Below are 22,924 nucleotides of genomic sequence, written 5' to 3'. Positions count from 1 at the left end.
GTTATATTGTATTTCCGGACGGATTTTAATTTCAGGCAATTTTTAAAATCATAAAAAAGGATGGAGGCAGTAAATGTTATTTATATATATATTATTGATACTGTTATTCATACTATTGGCAGTCCTGATTATTCCGTTTAAATACAGGTTTAAAGGAGAGAAGCTCGGGGGTACGGTGCTTGAAGGTTCATTAGCCTGGCTGTTTGGCGGTATAAGATTGAGATTTGCTTACAGTACGGGAAATGGATTCAATGCAGTAATTAGCTTGCTATGTTTCAGGATAACTCTCGATAAAAGCAGAAAAAAATCAAAGCCAAAGGATACTGACAAGGATAAGGACAGTAAACGTAAAAAGAGGGAGAAGCCTGGATACAGCTATTTCACAGAGGATGTTTTAAAGAAAGGGCTGAATTGCGCTTTGAGGACGTTAAACCATTGCAAACCGCGGCAGCTCCGTGTTCAAGCCAAGGTCGGATTTGACGATCCGATGTATACCGGTTTGCTTTACGGGATTAATGGTGCCGGCTTTGCAATTTTAGATAAATATAATATTCGCGTGAAGCCCGCATTTGAAGATGAAGGGCTTGAAGGAAGCTTTTTAATTGGCGGAAGTATACGCATAGGCTATTTATTACTGGTTGCGATAGAATTTGTGCTTACAAAGCCTTTTAGAAGCATATTGCTTAAAAACAACAAAATAAAAATAAAAAGGAGAATAAAAACATGGCGAATTTCAGTTTCAACGAAAGCATGAATTCAATTTTTGACAAGCTGGAGAATTTTTTAAAGACAAAAACTGTAGTAGGTGAGCCGATGAACATCGGAGAAACTACAATTGTACCTTTTATCAGTCTCTCATTTGGACTGGGAGCCGGCGGCGGTACCGGCAACGATGGCAAGGGCAATAACGGTGACGGCGGCGGAGGCGGTACCGGAGCGAGAATTTCCCCGACTGCTGTACTGATTTTACAGGGGAATAAGGTAGAACTGCTTCCAATAAAGAAGAACGGCGGCCTTGACAAGCTTCTTGATATGGTTCCGGGAATTGTTGAGAAAATAAATGAGAAAAAAGAAGAAAATGCGGTTAATGAAAAGATAGACGAGTAATATAAATACTCGTAGCAGAAAAAAATATTTTTTTAGAAAAGGACATGTTGAAGAAATTCAATGTGTCCTTTTAGTTTGTATTAATGAAATAAATAGAGCAAAGTACCGAGTATGAATTTTAGGTAAAAATTTTCTCTGAAATTGCTTGACTCCTATAAAAAAATAAAATATAATAATTATAATTTATTGATTTAGCACTTTACTAATTTAGTATAGTAAAGCAAAAGGACTGATATTCATAATAAATATAATTTAAAACTGCTAAGGGGAGAGCGTTTATGTCAAAGTGGAAGATTTATACGCCGGATGGTGTACAGGATATTTTGTTTGATGAATGTTATTCAAAAAGAGAACTGGAAAATAAAATAAGGAATACATTCAGAGCCTATGGCTATTATGAAGTTGAAACTCCTGCTATTGAGTTTTTCGACGTTTTTTCATCAGAAGTGGAGCACTTTCCTCAGGAATCGATGGTTAAGTTTTTTGACCAGAAGGGAAGAATACTTGTATTAAGACCTGATATAACAGTCCCTGTTGCCAGAGTTACAGCAACAAAAAACCGTGATGTGAAACTGCCGATAAAATATTCTTATATTGGCAATGTTTTCAGGTTTAATGAAGTGGGAGGCGGACGCCAGAATGAATTTACGCAGGCAGGTGTTGAGCTTCTGGGGGATTATTCCTCGGAAAGTGATGCCGAAATAATAGCTATAGCCATAAATATACTTAAAACTGCCGGCTTAGAAAGCTTTCAGATTGACATAGGACAGGTGGAATTTTTTAAAGGTCTGGCAGAGGAAGCCGGATTTTCAAACGAGGATACAGTCAGAATATCCAAGCTGATTGACAGAAAGGATATTGTAGGCTTGGCTGAAATAGCCGGCGGATATGAAATGGAGGATGAACTGAGAAAGCTGATATTAAAGCTTCCGGGATTATTCGGTTCAATCGAGGTTATAAAAGACCTTAAAAAGGTCACAAAGAACAGCCGAAGTATTGCGGCTTTGGAGAACATTGAGGAAGTAATCGGCATCCTCGGAGATTATGGCTTTTCAAGGTATATTTCAGTTGATTTCGGGATGCTGAAGGGATTGAATTATGATACAGGCATAATTTTCAGAGGATTTACTTACGGCGTAGGCTTCCCCATTCTTTCAGGAGGAAGATATGATAACCTGACCTCCAGCTTTGGAAGAGACTGTCCAGCTACCGGATTCTCGTTAGGAATTAACATGCTGATGACCGCACTTGAAAAAGCTCAAATGCCTTTAGAAAAGCCAAATGTAGACTCTCTGATTTGCTATAAAAAGGCAAACAGAAAAAATGCGATCGAGATAGCAGAAGCACTCAGAAAGCAGGCGATGAACATTGAAACCTTCGTGCTGACGGATGAAATCCAGCAGGGCATCAGCTATGCAGTTTCAAAACAAATCGGAGGAGTTATATATATTCAGGACAGCGGGAAAATTACGGTACATGATATAGTTAACAATATGACAAAGGAAACCAGCTATAATGAGCTCTTGAACAAATAAATAGGTCAAACGGAGTTTACAGGCTGTTAAATCCGGACTTATTTATTTGAGAAAAATTTATTCTATAAATTTAAGATAGGTCAAAGTTAAAGTAATTGATTAAGTTAAAGCTAAGCTGAGATAAATTATTTTACGTAAAGAAATTACACCGGCTATTGCAAGGATTTATACTAAGGCAGGTACTATCAGCTAAAAACGTAAATATCTAGGATATTTTATCGTGGGAAGACTTGAACAGTAGTTGACTTTAGTCAATAGGCGCAGATTATTAAATGGAGGCCAGCATTATGAGATATTTAACAATTGCACTTTCAAAGGGAAGGCTTACTGATATGGCAATGGAGCTTTTTGAAGGAATAGGAATTGACTGCTCCGAGCTCAAGTCTTCAACCAGAAAGCTTATATTGTCAGATGAAAAAAATAAAATAAAATTCTTTTTGGCAAAGCCGGCAGATGTTCCTACATATGTGGAATATGGCGCTGCTGATATAGGTATTGTCGGAAAGGACACTATACTTGAGGAAGGCAGAAATCTGTATGAGGTGCTGGATTTGGGATTCGCGGCATGCCGGATGGCTCTTGCAGGCCCTGCGGAACTTGAAGGGAAGATAGATGAGCTGAATATAAAGAGAGTAGGCACAAAATATCCGAATATAGCAAGAAATTATTTTGAGAAAACCAGAAGAGAAAGTGTTGAAATAATCAAGCTGAACGGTTCTGTGGAGCTTGCCCCCTTGGTGGGCTTGGCTGAGGTTATTGTGGACCTTGTTGAAAGCGGGCGGACATTAAAAGAAAACGGACTGGTGGTACTGGATACAATTGCCGATATAAGTGCGAGAATGATTGTAAACAGGGTCAGTATGAAGATGGAGAACGAACGTATTCAGAAAATTATTAACGGGATAGCAGATCAGCTGAAAAGCATGAAAAGATAGATTATGCTGGTGAGGGGGTAAAAATGTTTAATATTGTAGACTTGCGTAAGGATAATAATGAAGAGGCGGCCAAAGCTTTATATCAAAAGCTGACTCAAAGAACAAAATTCAATGATGGCGCAAATATTATAGGTGCTGTATCTGAAATATTAGATGCTGTTAAAAGTCTTGGAGATAAAGCCTTGCGGGATTACAGCAAAAAGTTTGATAATGCCGATATAAAAGAAATCAGAGTTTCGGAGGCTGAAATAAATGCAGCGTATAACGCAGTGGAACCGGAGCTTTTGCAAACTATCAGAATATCAAGACAGAATATTTGGAGCTTTCATGAAAAACAGCTGCAGAACAGCTGGATCAGCCCCAATAAGGACGGCACCATGCTGGGGCAATTAGTCCGCCCTATAGAGAAGGCGGGATTGTATGTTCCCGGAGGAACGGCTCCTCTTATTTCATCAGTTTTAATGACGGCAGTTCCGGCAAAGGTGGCAGGTGTCTCAAATATAATCATGTGTACTCCTCCGACTAAGGAGGGAACTGTAAATCCTGCTATACTGGTTGCGGCGAGAGAAGCCGGAGTTGATGAGGTATACAGAGTAGGCGGTGCTCAGGCTATTGCAGCAATGGCATACGGAACAGAGTCCATACCGAGGGTGGATAAAATATGCGGTCCCGGAAATGTGTATGTATCAACAGCAAAAAGGCTTATATTCGGGGATTGCGATATTGATATGTTTGCAGGGCCGAGTGAGATATTGGTAATAGCAGATGCTACTGCAAGACCGGAATATGTTGCGGCAGACCTCCTTTCTCAGGCAGAGCATGATAAATTGGCATCCTCGGTTATGATTACTGATGATGAAGGTTTCGTGCAAAAGGTAGCTGATGAGATTGAAAAACAGCTTCCTGAATTAAGCAGAAAAGCTATAATCGAAAGCTCCTTGAAGGAATTTGGATTTGCGGTTTTGGTAGAAAATATTGAACAGGCTATAGAGGTGTCAAATAACATAGCGCCCGAGCATCTTGAAATATGTATAAATGAGCCTATGAGTATGCTGGGGCTTATAAAAAACGCAGGTGCCATATTTGTCGGCAACTATTCTCCGGAGCCTCTGGGAGATTATATGGCAGGCCCCAGTCATGTTCTTCCCACAAGCGGAACAGCGAGATTTTCTTCACCTGTGAATGTAGATCAGTTTTTAAAGAAATCCAGTTTGATATACTATAACAGGCAGGCTCTTGAGAAAACCAGCGGAAATATTATGAGGTTTGCAGAGGCAGAGCTGCTGGATGCCCATGCGAATGCGATAAAGGTCAGATTCAGGAATTAATTTATGGGCGTGGAGGTTAGCCCGAAAAGCTCGAAAATAGAGTTCGTGCAAACATGGTGCATTTTCGGGCAGTAAACGTTGTTCATCACTTTTTGTGCCTTGAGCACAGCGAAAGGAATGATAGTTGATATGATAGAAAAGCTAATTAGGTCTGAAATAAGGTCCTTTATACCATATAATGCAAACCAGCAGCCATATAAGATTAAACTTGATGCAAACGAGAGTCCTTTTAATCTTCCTTTGAAAGTAAGAGAGAAGCTGTCGGCTTTCATACTTGAAAATCCTCAGCTTAATTTGTATCCAGATACAGATTCAATTCAGCTGAGACAGGCACTAGCGGAGCACTGGGATGCTGATGAGCAGGGAATAATAGCAGGTACCGGCTCAGACCAGCTTATTCAGTTAATCAGCAATGTGTTTGTGGGAACCGGTGACAAGGTTATTTATCCTGTGCCTTCATTCGGAATGTATAGAGATTCCTGCGTAATAGCAGGAGGAGTACCGGTGCAATACCTGCTTAACCCAAATAAAAAATTTGAGTACTCAAAGGAAACGATTATTGAAGGGTATGAAAAGGAGCAGCCGAAAATAATTTACATATGCAATCCAAACAATCCTACCGGAAACATAATGTCAAGAGAGGATATTATGGAGGTGGCGAGACATTGCCGCAACTCTGTTATTGTAGTTGACGAAGCCTATGCGGAATTTTGTGATGTTACGGTAATTCCATATGTCAAGGAGTATGAAAACCTGCTGGTATTAAGGACGTTTTCAAAGGCATATGGTTTGGCAGGAATAAGATGCGGATATTCCATATCCTGCAGGAAACTTGCAGATGCAATTAATTTAGCACGGCCTCCATATAATATAAGCTCATTATCCCAGTATACTGCCCAGCTGGTTTTATCAGAAAAAGAGGAAATAAGGGAAAACATTGCATATCTGATTGCTCAAAGAGAAAGGATGAAGGGAGAATTGGCTGGCATCAAGGGCATAGAGGTCTATAATTCATATGCCAACTTTATACTTGTAAAGGCTGACAATTGCAGTGAGGTCTATAAAAGGCTATGCGAAAAAGGGATATTTGTAAGAGCTTTTGGTCATGCATCCTTGCTGGCCGGATGCATGAGGATTAGCGTAGGTACTTATGAACAAAATACCATTTTTCTTGATGAACTATCTACTATCTGTTATAATAATTAGCGAACATTATATAGAAAAAATGAAAAAAAGTTCGGGATATGTTGTCGGAATGGAGGAATACTCTTGAGAGAAGGTTTAGTTAGCAGGAATACTAAAGAGACTCAAATAAAGATAAAAATTAATCTTGATGGCAAGGGTGATTGCAATTCCAGTACAGGTATAGGCTTTTTTGACCATATGCTTGTTTTGCTTACAAAGCATGGACTGATGGATGCGGAAATCGACGTTAAGGGAGACTTGGAGGTCGATGCACATCATACCGTTGAAGATACCGGTATTGCAATAGGATTAGCCATTAGGCAGGCACTGGGTGAGAAAAAGTCAATTAAAAGGTATGGTACGGCATTTGTGCCTATGGATGAAACTCTTGTTCAGGTATCTCTGGATTTGAGTGACAGACCTTTTCTTGTTTTTGATGCCGCTTTTTCCCGTCAAATGGTCGGACAAATGGACACCCAGTTGGTTGAGGAATTTTTCCGGGCTGTTGCATTTAATGCGGGAATTACACTGCACATAATGCTCCTTCACGGAACTAACTGCCATCATATTATAGAAGCAATGTTTAAAGCCTTTGGAAGAGCGCTGGATGAGGCAACAAAAATTGACACAAGAATAGTAGGAGTTATGTCTACAAAAGGAATACTCTGATAAAATGATTTCTTGGATTTTGTGCCTCGTGACGGTAGGCAAATTGCCGTGATACCTGTCAAAGCCGGAGCTTTCCAGCTTGAGCGGGTTTTTCTGGTTTACTGTGTATTCGGGGAAAGCTTATAGATAAAAATATTATGACAAACAAAATTGAGGAGGTAAAATATGCTCATTAACAACACAGATTTTATAAGACTGCCACTATTTATTAAGGGTAAGGTCAGAAATGTTTATGATTTGGGAGATAAGCTGCTTATTGTTGTTACAGACAGAATATCAGCTTTTGATGTTATCTTTTCCGAGCTGATTCCTGACAAGGGTATAGTTCTGAACAGCATTTCAGCTTTCTGGTTTGATTATACAAAGGATGTTATAGGAAACCACGTAATAACTACTGATGTGAATAAGTATCCAAAAGAATTATCGGCTTTTAAAGAGGAACTTCAGGGAAGGTCCATGCTTGTACAAAAAATAGATATGGTTCCTGCCGAATGTATAGTCAGAGGATATCTGGAGGGTTCGGGACTAAAGGAGTATAATGAGACAGGAAGCATATGCGGTATAAAGCTTCCGGCTGGATTGAAGCAGGCTGACAAGCTTCCTGAGCCTATATTTACTCCTTCCACAAAAGAATCGGAAGGGCATGACATAAATGTTTCATTTGAGGGACTATGCGATAAGGTCGGTACTGAAATGGCAAATAAGCTGAAAGATGCCAGCATAAAGTTATATCTGAAGGCCAGCAAACATGCTGAAGCTAAGGGGCTGATACTGGCAGACACAAAGTTTGAGTTTGGTATGTCAAATGGTGAGCTGGTTGTGGGTGATGAGGTTTGCACACCTGATTCTTCAAGATTCTGGGCAATGGATGAATACCAGCCGGGAAGAGCCCAGAAGAGCTTTGACAAGCAGTATCTGAGAGAATACCTCGAGACACTGACATGGGACAAACAGCCGCCGGCCCCGAAGCTTCCGGAAGAAGTAATTAAGAAAACCGAGGCAAAATATATAGAGGCTTATGAAAAAATAACAGGTGTTAAGTTTAAATAAGCTTATGCAAGCAATTAATTTTTGCAAATTTTTGTGCTCTGGAGGGCGTGGAGGTTAGGATGATTGCTATAATTGACTATGGCGTCGGTAATTTGGCCAGTGTAAATAAGGCATTGAGTTTTATCGGATTCGAATCAGTAATAACTTCGGATTACAGTGAAATACTGGCTGCCGATAAGATTGTGCTGCCGGGAGTAGGCGCTTTTGCCGATGCTATGGAAAGTCTCGAAAAATTTAATATGATACCTGTCATAAATGAAGCTACAGCTGAGGGGACACCCTTATTAGGCATTTGTCTGGGAATGCAGCTGCTGTTTGATTACAGTACCGAGGGCGGAGAAAAAGTGAAGGGCTTGGGACTGTTAAAGGGCGGTGTTACCCAATTTCCTCTGGACATGGGGCTGAAGGTTCCGCATATGGGCTGGAACAGCCTCGATATTAAGAAGAATGACGGTATTTTTAAAGGGATAAAAGAAAACAGCTATGTTTATTTTGTTCATTCATATTGTCTGTCTGCACAGGAGGCTTCTGATGTTGCTGCAACCTGCAGCTACGGAATAAAATTTGATGCGGCTGTCAGCAGAGACAATATTATGGGAACACAGTTTCATCCCGAAAAAAGCGGAGATGTGGGACTGAATATACTTAGAAATTTTGCAAGCCTGTAAGGCTTTAAAGCTGAAAGTAAAAACCTTGTCCATATAGTATCTAAAAATAAACCTTTAGCTGGATAAGGAACTTGAACATATTCATGGAGGTTAGCCTTGAATAAAATGATTATTTATCCTGCAATTGATATAATAAACGGTAAATGTGTCAGGCTGCAGCAGGGCAGCTACAGTGATGTTACAATATTCGGAGACAGTCCTCTGGAAATGGCAATGAAATGGGAAGGCTTGGGTGCACAATTTTTGCATTTGGTTGATTTAGACGGTGCCAGATCAGGCAGTTCGGAAAACGGAGAGCTTATCAGACAAATAGCCGGTAAGCTGACTATACCTGTTCAATTGGGCGGAGGAATCAGAAGCCTTGATACTATTGAAGGAATCATTTCAAGTGGCGTTAACAGAGTGATTTTAGGGACATCTGCCGTTAATGATCCTGAAATGCTGAAGCTGGCTATTAAGGAATATAAAGAAAGAATAGTTGCAGGCATTGATGCAAAAGATGGAATGGTGGCCATTCATGGCTGGGAGAAGACGAGTGATTTTACAGCTGTGGATTTTGCGAGAAAGATAGAGGCTTTAGGCGTAAAAACAATCATTTACACTGATATAGCAAGAGACGGAATGTTAAAAGGTCCAAATCTTGAGGCAATGAGTGAAATGGCAAGCTCGGTGGGAATAGACGTAATTGCCTCAGGCGGAGTAAGCTGCCTGAAAGACATAACAAACCTGAAATGCACCGGAGTGAGCGGTGTTATTGTCGGGAAGGCATTGTATACGGGAAATATTGATTTGAAAGAAGCGATAGAATCATTAAAGGAGTAAAAAAATGCTTACAAAAAGGATTATTCCATGCTTGGATGTACATGCAGGCAGAGTTGTAAAGGGTGTACAATTTGTAAATATAATTGATGCCGGAGATCCGGTTGAAGCAGCAGCCTTTTATGACAAGGCCGGAGCAGATGAACTCACATTCCTTGATATAACGGCGTCTTCAGATGCAAGGTCTATAATGCTTGATGTAGTCAGGCGTGTGGCGGAACAGGTATTTATACCATTTACGGTAGGAGGCGGAATAAGGACAGCCGAAGATTTCAGGGAGATTCTTAAAGCCGGAGCCGACAAGGTAGGAGTCAATTCTGCCGCCCTTAAAAGACCGGAGCTCATATCCGAGGCTGCATGGAAGTTTGGCAGCCAGTGTGTGGTGCTGGCGATTGATGCCAAGAGGAGGCAGGACAACTCGGGCTGGGACACATACCTGAACGGCGGAAGAATCAACACCGGCAGGGATGCTGTTGAGTGGGCTGCAGAGGCAGAAAAGCTGGGCGCAGGTGAGATACTTTTAACCAGCATGGACAAGGATGGGACTAAGGACGGCTATGATGTTGAGCTTACAAGAACAATATCTGAGAATGTCAAGATACCTGTAATCGCATCTGGAGGAGCGGGAACAATGGAGCACTTCAAGGCTGCGTTGCTTGAAGGAAAGGCTGATGCTGTGCTTGCTGCATCGCTTTTTCATTTCAGGGAAATGGAAATACGGGATTTGAAGCAATATTTAAGTAATAATGGGATTGAAACCAGAATATAAGTTATTCTAGGCTGCACTATCCTTTAAAAGCATTGAAATTTTACGCATGCAAAAAACATTAAAATAGTTATATCGCTTTTATTTAAGTTATATAAGTATGGAGGGATACTAAAATGAATAATTTAAAAGATGCATTAAAGTTTGATGAAAAGGGACTTATTCCTGTAGTTACACAGGACTATAAAACAAAAGATGTTTTAATGGTGGCTTATATGAATGAAGAAGCTTTTGATAAAACATTAGAAACAGGAAAGGTTCATTACTTTAGCAGGAGCCGCAATAAGCTCTGGCTAAAGGGGGAAACCTCCGGGCATTTCCAGAATGTAAAAACCATTAAGCTGGATTGTGACGGAGATACTATACTCATTGAAGCAGAGCAGATAGATGCGGCTTGTCACACCGGAAGCAGAACTTGCTTTTACAGAACAATGATAAACGAAAAGTGGGAAGAAAAGCTGGAAATAGTCGATGAGGAAAAGCCTACCTCAGAAATACTGCAGGAGGTTTATAACGTTATTGTTGACAGAACCGTACATCCTAAAGAGGGCTCATATACAAACTACCTGTTTACAAAAGGGCTTGATAAAATATTGAAAAAGGTAGGAGAAGAAGCAGCTGAGGTAATTATTGCAGCTAAGAATAAATCAAAGGATGAAATCAGATATGAAGTATCGGATTTAATGTATCATTTATTGGTGTTATTAGTTGAAAGAGGTCTTACTCTGGAAGATATATATGGTGAGCTAAAAGGAAGAAGATAGTGAAAAATAATTTACTAAGTATAGATGAATATAGGAATAATCCGGAATTTTATTTTTGCAAAGGCTTGCGCTGTGCGGATAAAAACAATTTGAATGATGCGTTTAAAAACTTGTATAAAGCGGTGGAGCTTGAACCGGATAATTGTGAATACAAATTTAATATTGCTTGTTTTTTGTCGGAAATGCAGAGGCCAAAAGAAGCAAACAAGATATTCAACGACATACTTTTAAACTATGATCCGACAATGTTTGAGTGCTATTTTGGTCTTGGCTGCAACTCCTTTGAGCTTGGTGAAACTGAAAAGGCTGCGGAATATTTCGAAAAGTATCTCCACTTTGACAAGGATGGAGAATTTTGTGAAGAAGTAGCAGAGATGATTTTTTATTTAAAGCTTTACGGAGATAATTCACAAGGTACGCAGTTTCATAAATGGTCAAATGCCAGTTTAAGATATGCACAAAAATATATTCAGGAAGAAAAGCTGAATAATGCCACAAGAGAGCTGTGCAAATCGGTAAGCCTGTATCCTTTTAACGTAGATGCGAGGAATTTGCTTACCTTGTCCTTACTGGAGCAGCAGAATTACGAACGTGCACAGTATATCGGCATGACTGTCAGAATTATTGATAAATATAATGTATGGGCACATTGCCTATGCCTGTATGTGCTGTCTCATTCGGGAAAGCACAGCCGAGTTCGGAAATTTCTGGACACAATGACATTGGGGGAAATAGACAGCAGAGAGGATCTTCTTTGTGCAGCAGCTACCCTAATAATTTTTGACAGAGTTGATGAGCTTATTTTGCTTTTAGAAATGTATATAGCCCAATATTCCGATAAGCTCATTTTTGCTGCTTTATTATTGGGGTATGCAATAAATTATGACATCGAAAAGTTTAATGAGATTTTCAGCATATTAGAAGCTTCAGGCAAAGATAATGCTGAACTTATGGCATGGATGGAATATGTTAAAAGCTGCACAGGCCTTAATTCTTCGGTCGGAGGATTAAATGCTGCCGATGAATACTGCAAGGTCTTTAAAATATGTGAGGAAGCAGCTAATCCAATGTATGACCCTGAAAGATATAAGGAATTGTATGTTCAGATACAAAAGCCTAAACAAAAACTAAGTAAAAGGTATATGCCTATAATAGAATGTGCGGTAAGGCACAGGGAAATAATGTATATTAAATATTATAGAAAGGAAATAATATGTTTGTTGAGTGACTGCCTGAAAAATGCCGATGAGCCTGTTGATATCACTTCTAACAGCGTTGAAGCATATTCTGCGGCACTTGAGTACAATTATTGCAAGCTATATTACATTGAATGTGAAAAGGAAGATTTAATTAAAAAATATAACATTTCATTGATAACATTTAATAGAGCCTTACAGGCTTTAAAATTGAATTTTCACAATAAATTTATTTTATAAAGAATAGTTATTCAAAATTGAAAGCAAATTGAAGAAAAAGCCGTAAATAACTATTGTAATTTAAATTAATTCCAAAATATAGCTATTTTTATAGGTATAGAATATTTGAAAATATTTAGTTCAATAGATATTATAATATCATAGTAATTAGCACTCGGCGATGGTGAGTGCTAACAGATAAAATAAGGAGGTAAAACAATGAAAATAAAACCATTAGGTGATAAAGTAGTTATTAAGATGCTTGAGTGTGAAGAAACTACTAAAAGCGGAATAGTATTACCAGGAAGCGCAAAGGAAAAGCCACAGGTGGCTGAGGTTGTAGCTGTTGGCCCCGGTACTGTTGTTGATGGAAAAGAAGTAAAAATGGAAGTGAAAGTCGGAGACAAAGTGCTTACAAGCAAATATTCAGGAACCGAAGTAAAGCTTGACGGTGAGGAATATACTATACTAAAGCAGGGAGATATTCTTGCTGTTGTCGAATAATTTTATAGGAGGCATTGAAAAATGGCAAAAGATATAAAGTTTGGTGAAGATGCTAGGCGCGCACTTGAAAAAGGTGTTAATCAATTAGCTGATACAGTAAAGGTTACACTTGGACCAAAAGGCAGAAATGTAGTTTTGGATAAGAAATTTGGCTCACCCTTAATCACTAATGATGGAGTTACTATAGCTAAAGAGATTGAGCTTGAAGATAAATTTGAAAATATGGGCGCTCAATTGGTAAAAGAGGTCGCTACAAAAACAAATGATGTAGCCGGTGACGGTACTACAACAGCGACTCTTCTTGCACAGGCAATTATAAGAGAAGGTATGAAGAATGTTGCTGCGGGTGCTAATCCAATGATTTTAAAGAAAGGTCTGCAGAAAGCTGTTGATGTAGCTGTTGCAGGAATAAAGGCAAACAGCCAGAAAATTAAGGGGAAAGAAGACATTGCAAGAGTTGCAACTATTTCTGCAAATGATGAGGTTATAGGAAGCCTTATTGCAGATGCAATGGAAAAAGTGACAAATGACGGTGTTATAACTGTTGAAGAATCAAAAACAATGGGAACCAGCCTCGAGGTAGTTGAAGGCATGCAGTTTGACAGAGGGTATTTGTCAGCGTATATGGTTACTGATACTGATAAGCTTGAAGCAGTATTGGATGATCCATATATTCTTATTACCGATAAGAAAATTACAAACATTCAGGATGTTCTTCCAATTCTTGAACAGATAGTTCAGCAGGGAAAGAAGCTCCTTATTATTGCTGAAGATGTTGAGGGCGAAGCTTTGGCTACTCTCGTACTTAATAAGCTGAGAGGAACATTTACATGCGTGGCTGTAAAGGCTCCCGGATTTGGCGACAGAAGAAAAGCAATGCTTCAGGATATCGCAGTATTAACAGGCGGTGAAGTAATTACCGAAGAATTAGGTCTTGACTTAAAGGAAGCTACAGTTGCTCAGCTTGGTAAAGCAAGACAGGTTATAATTCAGAAGGAAAACACTATTATTGTTGACGGAGCAGGCAGTCAGGACGATATTAAAAATAGAATTAATTCAATCAAAACTCAGATTGAGGATACTACATCTGATTTTGACAGAGAAAAGCTGCAGGAGAGACTTGCAAAGCTTTCAGGCGGTGTTGCTGTTATACAGGTTGGAGCTGCAACTGAAGTTGAAATGAAGGAAAAGAAGTTAAGAATTGAAGATGCGCTTGCTGCAACAAGAGCTGCTGTTGAAGAAGGTATAGTAGCCGGCGGCGGTACAGTATTGCTGAATGTATTACCTGAGGTTGCAAAATTGGCTGAAACAGAAGCAGGAGATGAAAAGACAGGTGTTCAGATCATACTCAGAGCTTTGGAAGAGCCTGTAAGGCAAATAGCAGCTAATGCAGGACTTGAAGGTTCGGTAATAGTTGACAAAATTAAGGCAAGTGTTAAGGGTATCGGATTTGATGCATTAAATGAGAAATATATCAATATGATTGAAAGCGGTATAGTAGATCCTGCCAAGGTTACAAGATCCGCTCTGCAAAATGCGGCTTCTATTGCTGCAATGGTACTTACTACAGAGAGTCTTGTTACTGACAAGCCTGAGCCTGAAGCACCGGCAATGCCAGGAGGCGGAATGCCGGGCGGAATGGGTGGCATGTATTAAGAATAAGCTTTTACGGAGGGTGGCTGAAACAGCCATCCTCTATTTGTTTATAGTCAGATAAAGGTGTTGGCTTTCTTAATCCTAATAAAAATTTGAAAAAAATGATTATTAATGATAGAATTCTTTATAATATACATATATATAAATTTTTTTATTTCTTGGCATTAGTACTTGATATTATTCAATTTATTTATTATTATTTATAGCAAGATTTAATTTGTGGAAATTAAATTGAAATATTATGGATGGAGCTGCAGCAAGGAAGGTCATGCCTCCGCCGTTAATAGCCAGAAGTAATAGGAGGGGATATACATTGGATATATTTTTGGAAAAAATAGTAAAGAAAAAGAAAACTATTGCAGATTATACCATAATCGCCGGGGTTATATTACTGGCAGTATTATTAATGCTGATTATACTTTCTTTTAGATTCCTCAGCTCATTTGCACCTTTGTTCGTTGTTGGTATAGGTTATATAGCTTATATGCTGATAAGGAACAGAAATATAGAATATGAGTATATTGTTACAAACGGGGATTTGGATATTGATATTATAATTGCACAGAGAAAGAGAAAGAGAATATTCAGCGGATCCTGCAAAGACTTTGAGATGATTGCAAAATTAACCAGCGGAAAGTATGATTATAACAATCAGAATACTAAAGACCGGGTGGTGGCTGTTTCTTCAATGGATTCATCAGATGTATATTTTATTTCTTTTATCAAAGACGGCAAGAAGAGTCTTGTTTTTTTTGAACCACATGCTAAAATGGTAGAATCATTCAAAAAATATATTCCACTTAAGGTATTTGAGTGATTTTAAGTACATTCTGCATTTAAGCAAAGGACATTAGTTCTTTGCTTTTTGAATAATAATTGCGTCAATAGAGATTTTATAAGTTTTTAGTTTCACACATTTAAGGGAGGATAAAAAATGGCGTATTTTTATAGTGAACCGTCAAGAACATTCAGTGAATATCTTTTAGTACCAAACTTAACTACTAAGGAATGCATGCCGAACAATGTTGCGCTGAGAACTCCGGTTGTAAAGCATAAGGTCGGTGAGAAGCCGGAACTTGAGCTGAATATACCTGTTGCATCTGCAATTATGCAATCTGTTTCAGATTCAAATATGGCAATCGGATTGGCAAAATGCGGAGGAATTTCATTTGTTTTTGGCTCACAGAGCATTCAGAATCAAGCTGAAATGGTTCGTAAGGTAAAAAAATACAAGGCGGGTTTTGTTGCCAGTGACAGCAATTTGGGTCCTGATAATACACTCAGGGATGTTGTAAATATAAAGGAAAGAACAGGGCACTCTACTATAGTAATTACCGAGGATGGAACACCGAACGGGAAATTGCTGGGGCTTGTTACAAGCAGAGACTATAGATTGAGCAGAGCATCTTTAGATGAAAAGGTATGTGAGTTTATGACACCATTTTCACAGCTTATCTATGCCCATGAAGGCATATCCTTGAAAGAAGCAAATGATATGATTTGGGAGCACAAGCTGAATTGTCTTCCGATTATAGACAATAACGACAGACTTGTATATCTGGTATTCAGAAAAGACTATGACAGTCATAAGGAAAACCCGAATGAATTGCTGGACAGCCAGAAGCGTCTTGTCGTCGGTGCGGGTATAAACACAAGGGACTATAAGGAAAGAGTTGCCGCATTAGTTGATGCGGGCGTTGATTTAGTCTGTATTGATTCATCAGACGGATATAGTGAATGGCAGGCGGAAACAATTAAATGGATAAAGGACACCTACAATGGAAGAGTTAAGGTTGGAGCAGGCAACGTTGTAGAAAGAGAAGGCTTCAGATATCTGGCAAATGCAGGTGCTGATTTTATAAAGGTGGGCATAGGCGGAGGCTCTATATGTATAACAAGAGAGCAGAAGGGTATTGGCAGAGGACAGGCTTCTTCACTTGCAGAGGTTTCAGCAGCGAGAGATGAATATTTAAAGGAAACGGGTATTTATATTCCTATATGCTCCGATGGCGGAATAGTACACGATTACCATATTGTACTTGCACTTGCAATGGGAGCGGATTTTGTAATGCTTGGAAGATATTTTGCGAGATTTGATGAAAGCCCCACAAGAAAAATAAAGGTTGGCGGGAACTTTGTTAAAGAGTATTGGGGCGAAGGCTCTAATCGTGCAAGAAATTGGCAGAGATATGATATGGGCGGTGACAGCAAGCTTGGCTTTGAAGAGGGTGTAGACTCTTATGTTCCGTATGCCGGAAAGCTCAAGGATAATCTTGATACTACAATTTATAAAGTAAAGTCCACGATGTGCAATTGCGGAGCCTTGTCAATTTCTGAGCTACAGCAAAAAGCCAGATTGACGCTTGTATCTGCAACCAGTATAAAAGAAGGCGGAGCTCATGATGTAATACTGAAGGAAAATGAGTTATCTTCATCTTGATATCTTAATAAATAATTAATATTTTTATGATGTATTGGGTATAAAAAATACGATACGGCATATTCTGTTATAAGCAATGCTTAGACATAATTATATATATATGTTAAAAAATGGATTGTGCTTCTTGACATTAGTATATATGTAATTTATAATAAGTTAGCAAAGCAAGCTGACCTAAGGCTTAATAAATTTTTTCTAAAGATGCTATACAGGTATTATATAAAAGCATAATAAAGCATATGTAAGTATATTAGATGTAAGTGTTTTTTTAGTTATGATAGGGTTAGCAGAAAAAATTATCAGTAAAGGAGAGGGCTTCGAATGTCAGCAAAAGAAGTGGTATTAACATACGAGGGCTTGAAAAAATTAGAAGAGGAATTAGAATTTCTTAGAGGCACAAAAAGAAAGGAAGTTGCAGAAAGAATTAAGCAGGCACTTTCATTTGGTGATATATCTGAAAATTCTGAGTATGATGAAGCTAAAAATGAGCAGGCACAAATGGAGGGCAGAATTATTCAGCTTGAGTCTATGCTGAAGCATGCACGTGTAATAGATGAGGATGATGTCAACACTGATGCTGTCAGCTTAGGGTCTAAGGTAAAGATTTATGATATGGAGTTTGATGAAGAAGTTGTATATCATATTGTTGGCTCTACGGAAGCTAATCCTCTTAAGTCTAAAATATCAAACGAATCTCCCGTAGGTGCGGCATTGATGGGACATAAAAAGGATGACATCGTTGAGGTACAGGTTCCGGATGGAACAATGAGATTTAAAATTCTTGAAATATCCAAGTAGAAAAATATTGTATACAAATGTTGCTACTTGAAGCAGAATTAATATATAATTATCATAACAGTTTACATTTACGATGTAGACTGTTTTTTATAATACTAGTTTATATAAGTAAGATTTGTAACGGTTTATATAGATTTGACCAAAAGAGTATACTCTTATTGTTATTTAAATTAGTATAAAAATATAATACTAAACTATTGATTTAGAATTTGTGGAGGATATAAATGTCAGAAGAAAAGTTGCAGGCTAATGAAATGATGGCAGAAGAAGATTTAAGCGAAATACTTAAGGTTAGACGTGCAAAACTGAAGGATTTGCAGGAAAAAAATATTGACCCGTTCAAAATAGTTAAATATGATGTAATGCATTCAACAAAGTATATTGTTGACAGCTTTGAATCGTTGGAGGGGCAGGGTACTTCCGTAGCCGGAAGGCTGATGTCAAAGAGAGGAATGGGTAAAGCCGGCTTCTGTGATTTACAGGACAGAGACGGAAAAATACAGCTCTATGTCAGGAAGGATGAAATCGGAGAGGATAGCTATGAGCTTTTTAAGAAGTATGATATCGGTGATATAGTCGGTGTTAAGGGAGAAATATTCAAAACTCATAAAGGTGAGATATCTATAAAAGTAAAAGAAATAATTCTATTGTCAAAATCTCTGCAGCCGTTGCCCGAAAAATGGCACGGTTTAAAAGATACCGATTTACGGTACAGGCAGAGGTATGTTGACCTGATAGTAAACCCCGAGGTGAAAAATACTTTCATACTTAGAAGCAAAATTATAAAAGCTATCAGAAAATTTCTTGATGACAGAGGATTTACGGAGGTTGACACTCCGCTTCTGAATACTATACCGGGTGGAGCTACCGCAAGGCCGTTTATTACACATCATAATACTTTGGATATAGACTTGTATCTGAGAATTGCACCTGAGCTCTATTTGAAGAGACTCATTGTAGGCGGTATGGAAAAGGTATATGAGATGGGCAGGATGTTCAGAAACGAGGGAATGTCCGTCAAACACAATCCTGAATTTACACTTATGGAGGTTTACGAGGCTTATAATGACTACAAGGGAATGATGGATCTTACAGAAGCTCTTATATCAACAGTTGCACAGGAAACTTTGGGAACGACTAAAATAGTGTACCAAGGGCAGGACATAGATTTAACTCCATCATGGGAAAGACTTACAATGATTGAATCGGTCAGGAAGTATGCAGATGTTGACTTTGATGGCATAAAAACCGATGCGGAAGCAAAAGCAGCAGCGGAGGCAAAAAAAGTATTTGTAAAGGACGGTATGACACGCGGAGAGATATTGAATCTAATGTTTGAGGAATTTGTTGAAAGTAATTTAATTCAGCCAACCTTTATTTATGATTATCCGGTGGAAGTATCCCCTCTTACAAAAAGAAAACCCGATTGCCCGGAACTTACAGAGCGTTTTGAGCTGTTTATTACCGGACGTGAAATGGGAAATGCGTATTCAGAGCTGAATGATCCTATTGATCAAAAAGAAAGGTTTATTAGTCAGGTTAAAAAGAGAGATGCCGGTGATGACGAAGCAAACATGATGGATGAGGATTATGTTACGGCTTTGGAGTATGGAATGCCTCCGACAGGTGGCTTGGGGATAGGTGTTGATAGATTGGTCATACTTTTGACAGATACCGCTTCTATCAGAGATGTCTTATTATTCCCTACAATGAAGCCGAAAGAATAGCTTTGAAGGCTTAATTCCAGCGGGGAAAAGCATCTGACTATGAGCCGATGAAAAATTTGCCGCTGCTCATTTGGGACGGAGGGTTAAATTGAAATATACAATAAAAGAGTCCATGGAAATATTGGGAGTTACTGAAGACTCATCAAGATATGATATTGAGACAAAGTATGATATTATTATGAAGAAGTATCAGCAGCTTAAGTCGGAAGGCAAGCTTGAGGAAACCTCGGAGGAGAATTTTCAAAAAAGTACTGATGCATTTAGAATTTTAATGGGATATGAGATTGATGAGCCTGAGGTTGAGAAAAAAGACACTTTTATGGATAAGGCTTATAAAAAGGTTGGTATAGACAGAAAAAAGGCAGATAACTTTTTTCATTACTACAAATTTCATATATTAATAAGCATCATTGTCTTAATAATTATAGGAATGTCTGTCAAATCTTTTGTTTATAGGGTAGAACCTGATATCAGGCTAGGTATGATTGGTGAGATAAATTCATCTGGATTTGATGTGCTTGGAGAAAAAATTAAGGAGAATGTGCCTGAAATTAAAGAGATAGCATTTGATTCTGCCACATATACCGATAGCTATGCAGATCCCCAGGAGTATGCGAATGTATCTAAAATAATGGTGCTGTTATCTGCATCTGATACTGATTTGTATATTCTGAACAAATTTGCATATGACAACTATGCAGATGATGGAGTATTCATGCCCCTTGAAGATATTGCAAAGGATTTAGGCATTGATGCTTCCAAAAGCAACTATTTAAAGACCAGAGCTGTTGAAGAGTGGGAGGATCCCAAGCTTGATCAGAAAGAAAGAAAGGTCATTAAGTATAGAGATGAAGAACCGAAGCTATATGGTATAGACATAACAGACAGTGATTTTTTCAAGGATATAGATGTTGTAGGACCTGAAAAGATATTGGTTATAAGATCAGACGCAGAAAAATTAGATTTAATATTAAAGCTTGTAAAACTATTTACTAAATAACAATTGAAAGCTAAAGGGGGGAATAGCATGGAAAGCAGTGTACTAAAAGTTGTCAAGGGGGCAATAGGCAAAGACACTCAGATAACTCTTTCAGGAGAAATTGATATTTATACTTCGCAGTCTTTAAAAGACGAATTGAATGAGGTAATTAGCTCTTGTCAGGGTGATATTATTATTGATTGCAAAGAATTAGCATATATTGACAGTACGGGGCTAGGAATCCTTGTTGGCGCACTTAAGGAGATACGTAAGAATAATAATGATATCTATATTTGCAATTTGAAAGATAATATTAAAAAGCTATTTGTTATTACCGGTTTGGACAAATTATTTAAAATTAAGGAATAAAAGGTTTGCAGATATATAAAAGTGGGTACACAATAATGTGTACCTATTTTTAAAATAATCGAAAAAAAGAGGAGAGGGCATATGAATAATGTTTCTTCTGATAATGTGACATTAGTACTGCCAACAAAAAGTGAATTTGTCAGTACTGCCAGATTGACTGCATCAAGTGTTGCAAACAGAATAGGATTTAATATTGATGAGGTAGAGGACATAAAGGTTGCGGTATCTGAGGTGTGTAATATTATATTATCCAGAGCAGGAAATGAACTGTTACAGTACAAGATATCCTTTGAAATTTTCAAAGATAAATTGGAAATAATTTTTGTCGGGGAAAATAAGGACTTAGGATGTTTTAAGGAGACACTTGAAAATGAATACGGCCTTTATATAATGAAGGCTTTGATGGACTCTGTGGAGCTTTGCAATGAGAATCATTCCATAGTTATGACTAAAAGGATTGGAGAGTAATCTATGGAGCAAATTAATGGAAGCACTGAGATTATGAGCGATGAAGAATTGTTTGCGCTGTATGCCGATACTAATAATATTAAATACAGAAATGATATTGTCTCTAAATACTTAAATCTTGCCGAATACTTATCAAGGAAATTTATAAATAGAGGTGTGGAGTTTGAGGACATATATCAGGTTGCATGTCTTGCATTGATTAAAGCGGTAGACAGGTTCAGCCTTGAAAAGGGAGTTAAATTTGTGAGCTTTGCAACGCCCACAATTCTTGGTGAAATAAAGAGGTTTTTTAGGGATAAAAGCGCGACAATAAAAATTCCCAGGAGATTATACGAAGCCAGACAAGGTCTTAATAAAGCAAGAGATGAACTGACACAGCGATACGGAAGGATTCCGAGAGCAGATGAAATAGCTGCATATATGGGAGTAAGCGTGGAAATGGTTCTTGAAATGATTGAAGCAGGCAATTCAACAATAATAAAATCCCTTGAACAAAGTGTATATCAGGATAATGATTCCGAGTTCGGGGATACGTTGGGATATGATGAAAAAACATATGAGAAGATAGAAAACAGGGATTTTATTAATAAAACATTAGATATGTTCAGTGAAATAGAACGGGAGTTTATCACGCTGAGGTATATTCAGAATTTAACACAAAAACAGATTGCTGAAAAGTTTGGGGTTTCACAAATGTATGTATCAAGGATGGAAAAGAAAATTCTTGATAAATTCAGGACGTTACTTTAATTCTGTGTGTTTATACTCTGTAATACGGGGTATTAATAATACTATTCTAAAATAGGTAGGTGTAGTTGTGAAAGCCGTTACTTATACCATTAAGCAAGATGTAAAAGCCCTATCAGGTACAATAGATTTAATGCTTTGTGATATTATGTCAGAGCATATAATGAGTGATGAAATTGTTTTCGAAATTAGAGTAGTACTTAATGAACTGATAACTAATGCTTTTTGTCACGGTAATAAATGTGAATGCGGGAAGGTTGCATTTGTTACTTTTAAGGTGTTAAGGCATGATTATTTGTATTTAAGTGTAAAGGATGAAGGCCGTGGATTTGACCCCGAAATAAAAGGATACTCTAAAGCGGATTATTTGGAGGAAGCGAATAAGTTATTATGTGAGCATGGCAGAGGTCTGGTAATAGTCGATAGTCTGTGTAATAGAATTAAATTCAACAAATGCGGGAATAAGGTATCTGTTTTAAAATATCTTCAATAAATATTAAGCTTCAGAATAGTGTAGAAAAATGAAGAATCCCTTAGAACTCCTTAATAATAAGAGTGTAATTCTAAATAATTGCCAAAAATCATAATTTAATAGGGTAAATATTCTTGACAATAAAAACGCCATTGTGTTAATATATACAAGCCGTCGTCATTTAGGTGTAATACAGATTTAAATTGATTGAAATTAAGTTTTAAAAAGTATTGACACCTAGAAAATGATGTGGTATTATAATTAAGCTGCTTGCGACAAGCAACGGCAAACACCTTCAAAAGCAGACGTAAGAACGCTTTAAAGGATTGGACTTTGAAAAGTAAACAGTGACAAGTCTTTCAAATGAAAGACCATGTAAAGGAACTCGAAAAATTCCAAAATCTATAAAGTAGATTAAAATCCACGAGTAGATTTTAAAAATTGAGTAACTTGCGAACTTTACAACCTGGTTTTTGGAAACAAGAACTAGAAATAAAAGTCAGCAATTTTAATGAGCTAATAA

24 protein-coding genes are annotated in these 22,924 nt (G+C 37.9%); all 24 read left to right on the top strand.

Translation table 11 applies throughout. From position 1 onward, the window contains the following. Window positions 1–73: 73 nt before the first annotated feature. The 24 genes from LY28_RS07280 to LY28_RS07165 all read left to right on the top strand — a co-directional run bounded on the left by LY28_RS07280 (window position 74) and on the right by LY28_RS07165 (window position 22,422). Window positions 74–754 (top strand): DUF2953 domain-containing protein, encoded by a 681-nt coding sequence (locus tag LY28_RS07280; RefSeq protein ID WP_110461527.1) that lies wholly within the window; start codon window positions 74–76, stop codon window positions 752–754. Beyond that, the gene (locus LY28_RS07275) at window positions 724–1,107 is read left to right on the top strand and encodes a GerW family sporulation protein (RefSeq protein WP_110461526.1); all 384 of its coding nucleotides are present in this window, start codon (window positions 724–726) and stop codon (window positions 1,105–1,107) included. Before LY28_RS07280 ends, LY28_RS07275 begins: the two co-directional genes overlap by 31 nt. Before the next feature lie 278 nt (window positions 1,108–1,385). Continuing rightward, complete coding sequence (hisZ, locus tag LY28_RS07270; RefSeq protein ID WP_110461525.1) at window positions 1,386–2,642, top strand: ATP phosphoribosyltransferase regulatory subunit; 1,257 nt, start codon at window positions 1,386–1,388, stop codon at window positions 2,640–2,642. Window positions 2,643–2,929: 287 nt separating this feature from the next. After that, complete coding sequence (gene hisG / locus LY28_RS07265; RefSeq protein WP_110461524.1) at window positions 2,930–3,577, top strand: ATP phosphoribosyltransferase; 648 nt, start codon at window positions 2,930–2,932, stop codon at window positions 3,575–3,577. Between the two features lie 23 nt (window positions 3,578–3,600). Next, on the top strand, window positions 3,601–4,905 hold the full coding sequence (hisD, locus tag LY28_RS07260) for a histidinol dehydrogenase (RefSeq protein ID WP_110461523.1): 1,305 nt from the start codon (window positions 3,601–3,603) through the stop codon (window positions 4,903–4,905). A gap of 129 nt (window positions 4,906–5,034) precedes the next feature. Further along, window positions 5,035–6,111, top strand: a complete 1,077-nt coding sequence (gene hisC, locus LY28_RS07255; protein ID WP_110461660.1) for a histidinol-phosphate transaminase — start codon at window positions 5,035–5,037, stop codon at window positions 6,109–6,111. A gap of 63 nt (window positions 6,112–6,174) precedes the next feature. Next, a complete protein-coding gene (gene hisB / locus LY28_RS07250) occupies window positions 6,175–6,759 on the top strand; it encodes an imidazoleglycerol-phosphate dehydratase HisB (RefSeq protein ID WP_110461522.1) in 585 nt (194 codons plus the stop codon). A 165-nt stretch (window positions 6,760–6,924) separates the two neighbouring features. Then, window positions 6,925–7,809 (top strand): phosphoribosylaminoimidazolesuccinocarboxamide synthase, encoded by an 885-nt coding sequence (locus LY28_RS07245; RefSeq protein WP_110461521.1) that lies wholly within the window; start codon window positions 6,925–6,927, stop codon window positions 7,807–7,809. 59 nt (window positions 7,810–7,868) lie between these two features. Then, a complete protein-coding gene (gene hisH, locus LY28_RS07240; RefSeq protein ID WP_110461520.1) occupies window positions 7,869–8,477 on the top strand; it encodes an imidazole glycerol phosphate synthase subunit HisH in 609 nt (202 codons plus the stop codon). 105 nt (window positions 8,478–8,582) lie between these two features. After that, window positions 8,583–9,299 (top strand): 1-(5-phosphoribosyl)-5-[(5-phosphoribosylamino)methylideneamino]imidazole-4-carboxamide isomerase, encoded by a 717-nt coding sequence (hisA, locus tag LY28_RS07235; RefSeq protein ID WP_110461659.1) that lies wholly within the window; start codon window positions 8,583–8,585, stop codon window positions 9,297–9,299. 4 nt (window positions 9,300–9,303) lie between these two features. After that, the gene (hisF, locus tag LY28_RS07230) at window positions 9,304–10,065 is read left to right on the top strand and encodes an imidazole glycerol phosphate synthase subunit HisF (protein WP_110461519.1); all 762 of its coding nucleotides are present in this window, start codon (window positions 9,304–9,306) and stop codon (window positions 10,063–10,065) included. A 113-nt stretch (window positions 10,066–10,178) separates the two neighbouring features. Beyond that, the gene (gene hisIE / locus LY28_RS07225; protein ID WP_110461518.1) at window positions 10,179–10,826 is read left to right on the top strand and encodes a bifunctional phosphoribosyl-AMP cyclohydrolase/phosphoribosyl-ATP diphosphatase HisIE; all 648 of its coding nucleotides are present in this window, start codon (window positions 10,179–10,181) and stop codon (window positions 10,824–10,826) included. Beyond that, window positions 10,826–12,262, top strand: a complete 1,437-nt coding sequence (locus tag LY28_RS07220; protein ID WP_110461517.1) for a tetratricopeptide repeat protein — start codon at window positions 10,826–10,828, stop codon at window positions 12,260–12,262. Before hisIE ends, LY28_RS07220 begins: the two co-directional genes overlap by 1 nt. Before the next feature lie 198 nt (window positions 12,263–12,460). Beyond that, a complete protein-coding gene (gene groES / locus LY28_RS07215) occupies window positions 12,461–12,745 on the top strand; it encodes a co-chaperone GroES (RefSeq protein WP_110461516.1) in 285 nt (94 codons plus the stop codon). A gap of 21 nt (window positions 12,746–12,766) precedes the next feature. Next, a complete protein-coding gene (gene groL / locus LY28_RS07210; RefSeq protein WP_110461515.1) occupies window positions 12,767–14,401 on the top strand; it encodes a chaperonin GroEL in 1,635 nt (544 codons plus the stop codon). 313 nt (window positions 14,402–14,714) lie between these two features. Continuing rightward, window positions 14,715–15,218 carry a DUF6106 family protein gene (locus LY28_RS07205; protein ID WP_110461514.1) on the top strand — a complete coding sequence of 168 codons (504 nt, stop codon included), beginning with the start codon at window positions 14,715–14,717 and terminating at the stop codon, window positions 15,216–15,218. A 117-nt stretch (window positions 15,219–15,335) separates the two neighbouring features. Continuing rightward, window positions 15,336–16,841, top strand: coding sequence for an IMP dehydrogenase (locus tag LY28_RS07200; RefSeq protein WP_110461513.1), 1,506 nt, complete (start codon window positions 15,336–15,338; stop codon window positions 16,839–16,841). 321 nt (window positions 16,842–17,162) lie between these two features. Further along, window positions 17,163–17,639: a transcription elongation factor GreA gene (gene greA / locus LY28_RS07195; RefSeq protein ID WP_110461512.1), complete on the top strand. Its 477-nt coding sequence runs from the start codon at window positions 17,163–17,165 to the stop codon at window positions 17,637–17,639. 224 nt (window positions 17,640–17,863) lie between these two features. Beyond that, window positions 17,864–19,366, top strand: a complete 1,503-nt coding sequence (lysS, locus tag LY28_RS07190; RefSeq protein ID WP_110461511.1) for a lysine--tRNA ligase — start codon at window positions 17,864–17,866, stop codon at window positions 19,364–19,366. A gap of 88 nt (window positions 19,367–19,454) precedes the next feature. Continuing rightward, window positions 19,455–20,366: a hypothetical protein gene (locus LY28_RS07185; RefSeq protein WP_110461510.1), complete on the top strand. Its 912-nt coding sequence runs from the start codon at window positions 19,455–19,457 to the stop codon at window positions 20,364–20,366. 27 nt (window positions 20,367–20,393) lie between these two features. Beyond that, complete coding sequence (locus LY28_RS07180; RefSeq protein WP_110461509.1) at window positions 20,394–20,714, top strand: STAS domain-containing protein; 321 nt, start codon at window positions 20,394–20,396, stop codon at window positions 20,712–20,714. An 81-nt stretch (window positions 20,715–20,795) separates the two neighbouring features. Continuing rightward, a complete protein-coding gene (locus tag LY28_RS07175) occupies window positions 20,796–21,182 on the top strand; it encodes an ATP-binding protein (protein ID WP_110461508.1) in 387 nt (128 codons plus the stop codon). A 3-nt stretch (window positions 21,183–21,185) separates the two neighbouring features. After that, window positions 21,186–21,932 (top strand): SigB/SigF/SigG family RNA polymerase sigma factor, encoded by a 747-nt coding sequence (locus LY28_RS07170; RefSeq protein WP_110461507.1) that lies wholly within the window; start codon window positions 21,186–21,188, stop codon window positions 21,930–21,932. 67 nt (window positions 21,933–21,999) lie between these two features. Then, a complete protein-coding gene (locus LY28_RS07165) occupies window positions 22,000–22,422 on the top strand; it encodes an ATP-binding protein (RefSeq protein WP_110461506.1) in 423 nt (140 codons plus the stop codon). Window positions 22,423–22,924: the final 502 nt, after the last annotated feature.

This window comes from Ruminiclostridium sufflavum DSM 19573 (assembly GCF_003208175.1).
In the GTDB taxonomy this organism is placed as follows: domain Bacteria; phylum Bacillota; class Clostridia; order Acetivibrionales; family DSM-1351; genus Ruminiclostridium; species Ruminiclostridium sufflavum.
This window is presented reverse-complemented; position numbering and strand designations above follow the sequence as displayed.

Bases quoted from the DNA above. Each gene is read 5' to 3' on its own strand.
- LY28_RS07280 (WP_110461527.1), top strand. From the start codon at position 74: ATGTTATTTATATATATATTATTGATACTGTTATTCATACTATTGGCA.
- LY28_RS07275 (WP_110461526.1), top strand. From the start codon at position 724: ATGGCGAATTTCAGTTTCAACGAAAGCATGAATTCAATTTTTGACAAG.
- hisZ (WP_110461525.1), top strand. From the start codon at position 1,386: ATGTCAAAGTGGAAGATTTATACGCCGGATGGTGTACAGGATATTTTG.
- hisG (WP_110461524.1), top strand. From the start codon at position 2,930: ATGAGATATTTAACAATTGCACTTTCAAAGGGAAGGCTTACTGATATG.
- hisD (WP_110461523.1), top strand. From the start codon at position 3,601: ATGTTTAATATTGTAGACTTGCGTAAGGATAATAATGAAGAGGCGGCC.
- hisC (WP_110461660.1), top strand. From the start codon at position 5,035: ATGATAGAAAAGCTAATTAGGTCTGAAATAAGGTCCTTTATACCATAT.
- LY28_RS07245 (WP_110461521.1), top strand. From the start codon at position 6,925: ATGCTCATTAACAACACAGATTTTATAAGACTGCCACTATTTATTAAG.
- hisH (WP_110461520.1), top strand. From the start codon at position 7,869: ATGATTGCTATAATTGACTATGGCGTCGGTAATTTGGCCAGTGTAAAT.
- hisA (WP_110461659.1), top strand. From the start codon at position 8,583: ATGATTATTTATCCTGCAATTGATATAATAAACGGTAAATGTGTCAGG.
- hisF (WP_110461519.1), top strand. From the start codon at position 9,304: ATGCTTACAAAAAGGATTATTCCATGCTTGGATGTACATGCAGGCAGA.
- hisIE (WP_110461518.1), top strand. From the start codon at position 10,179: ATGAATAATTTAAAAGATGCATTAAAGTTTGATGAAAAGGGACTTATT.
- groES (WP_110461516.1), top strand. From the start codon at position 12,461: ATGAAAATAAAACCATTAGGTGATAAAGTAGTTATTAAGATGCTTGAG.
- groL (WP_110461515.1), top strand. From the start codon at position 12,767: ATGGCAAAAGATATAAAGTTTGGTGAAGATGCTAGGCGCGCACTTGAA.
- LY28_RS07200 (WP_110461513.1), top strand. From the start codon at position 15,336: ATGGCGTATTTTTATAGTGAACCGTCAAGAACATTCAGTGAATATCTT.
- greA (WP_110461512.1), top strand. From the start codon at position 17,163: ATGTCAGCAAAAGAAGTGGTATTAACATACGAGGGCTTGAAAAAATTA.
- lysS (WP_110461511.1), top strand. From the start codon at position 17,864: ATGTCAGAAGAAAAGTTGCAGGCTAATGAAATGATGGCAGAAGAAGAT.
- LY28_RS07180 (WP_110461509.1), top strand. From the start codon at position 20,394: ATGGAAAGCAGTGTACTAAAAGTTGTCAAGGGGGCAATAGGCAAAGAC.
- LY28_RS07175 (WP_110461508.1), top strand. From the start codon at position 20,796: ATGAATAATGTTTCTTCTGATAATGTGACATTAGTACTGCCAACAAAA.
- LY28_RS07170 (WP_110461507.1), top strand. From the start codon at position 21,186: ATGGAGCAAATTAATGGAAGCACTGAGATTATGAGCGATGAAGAATTG.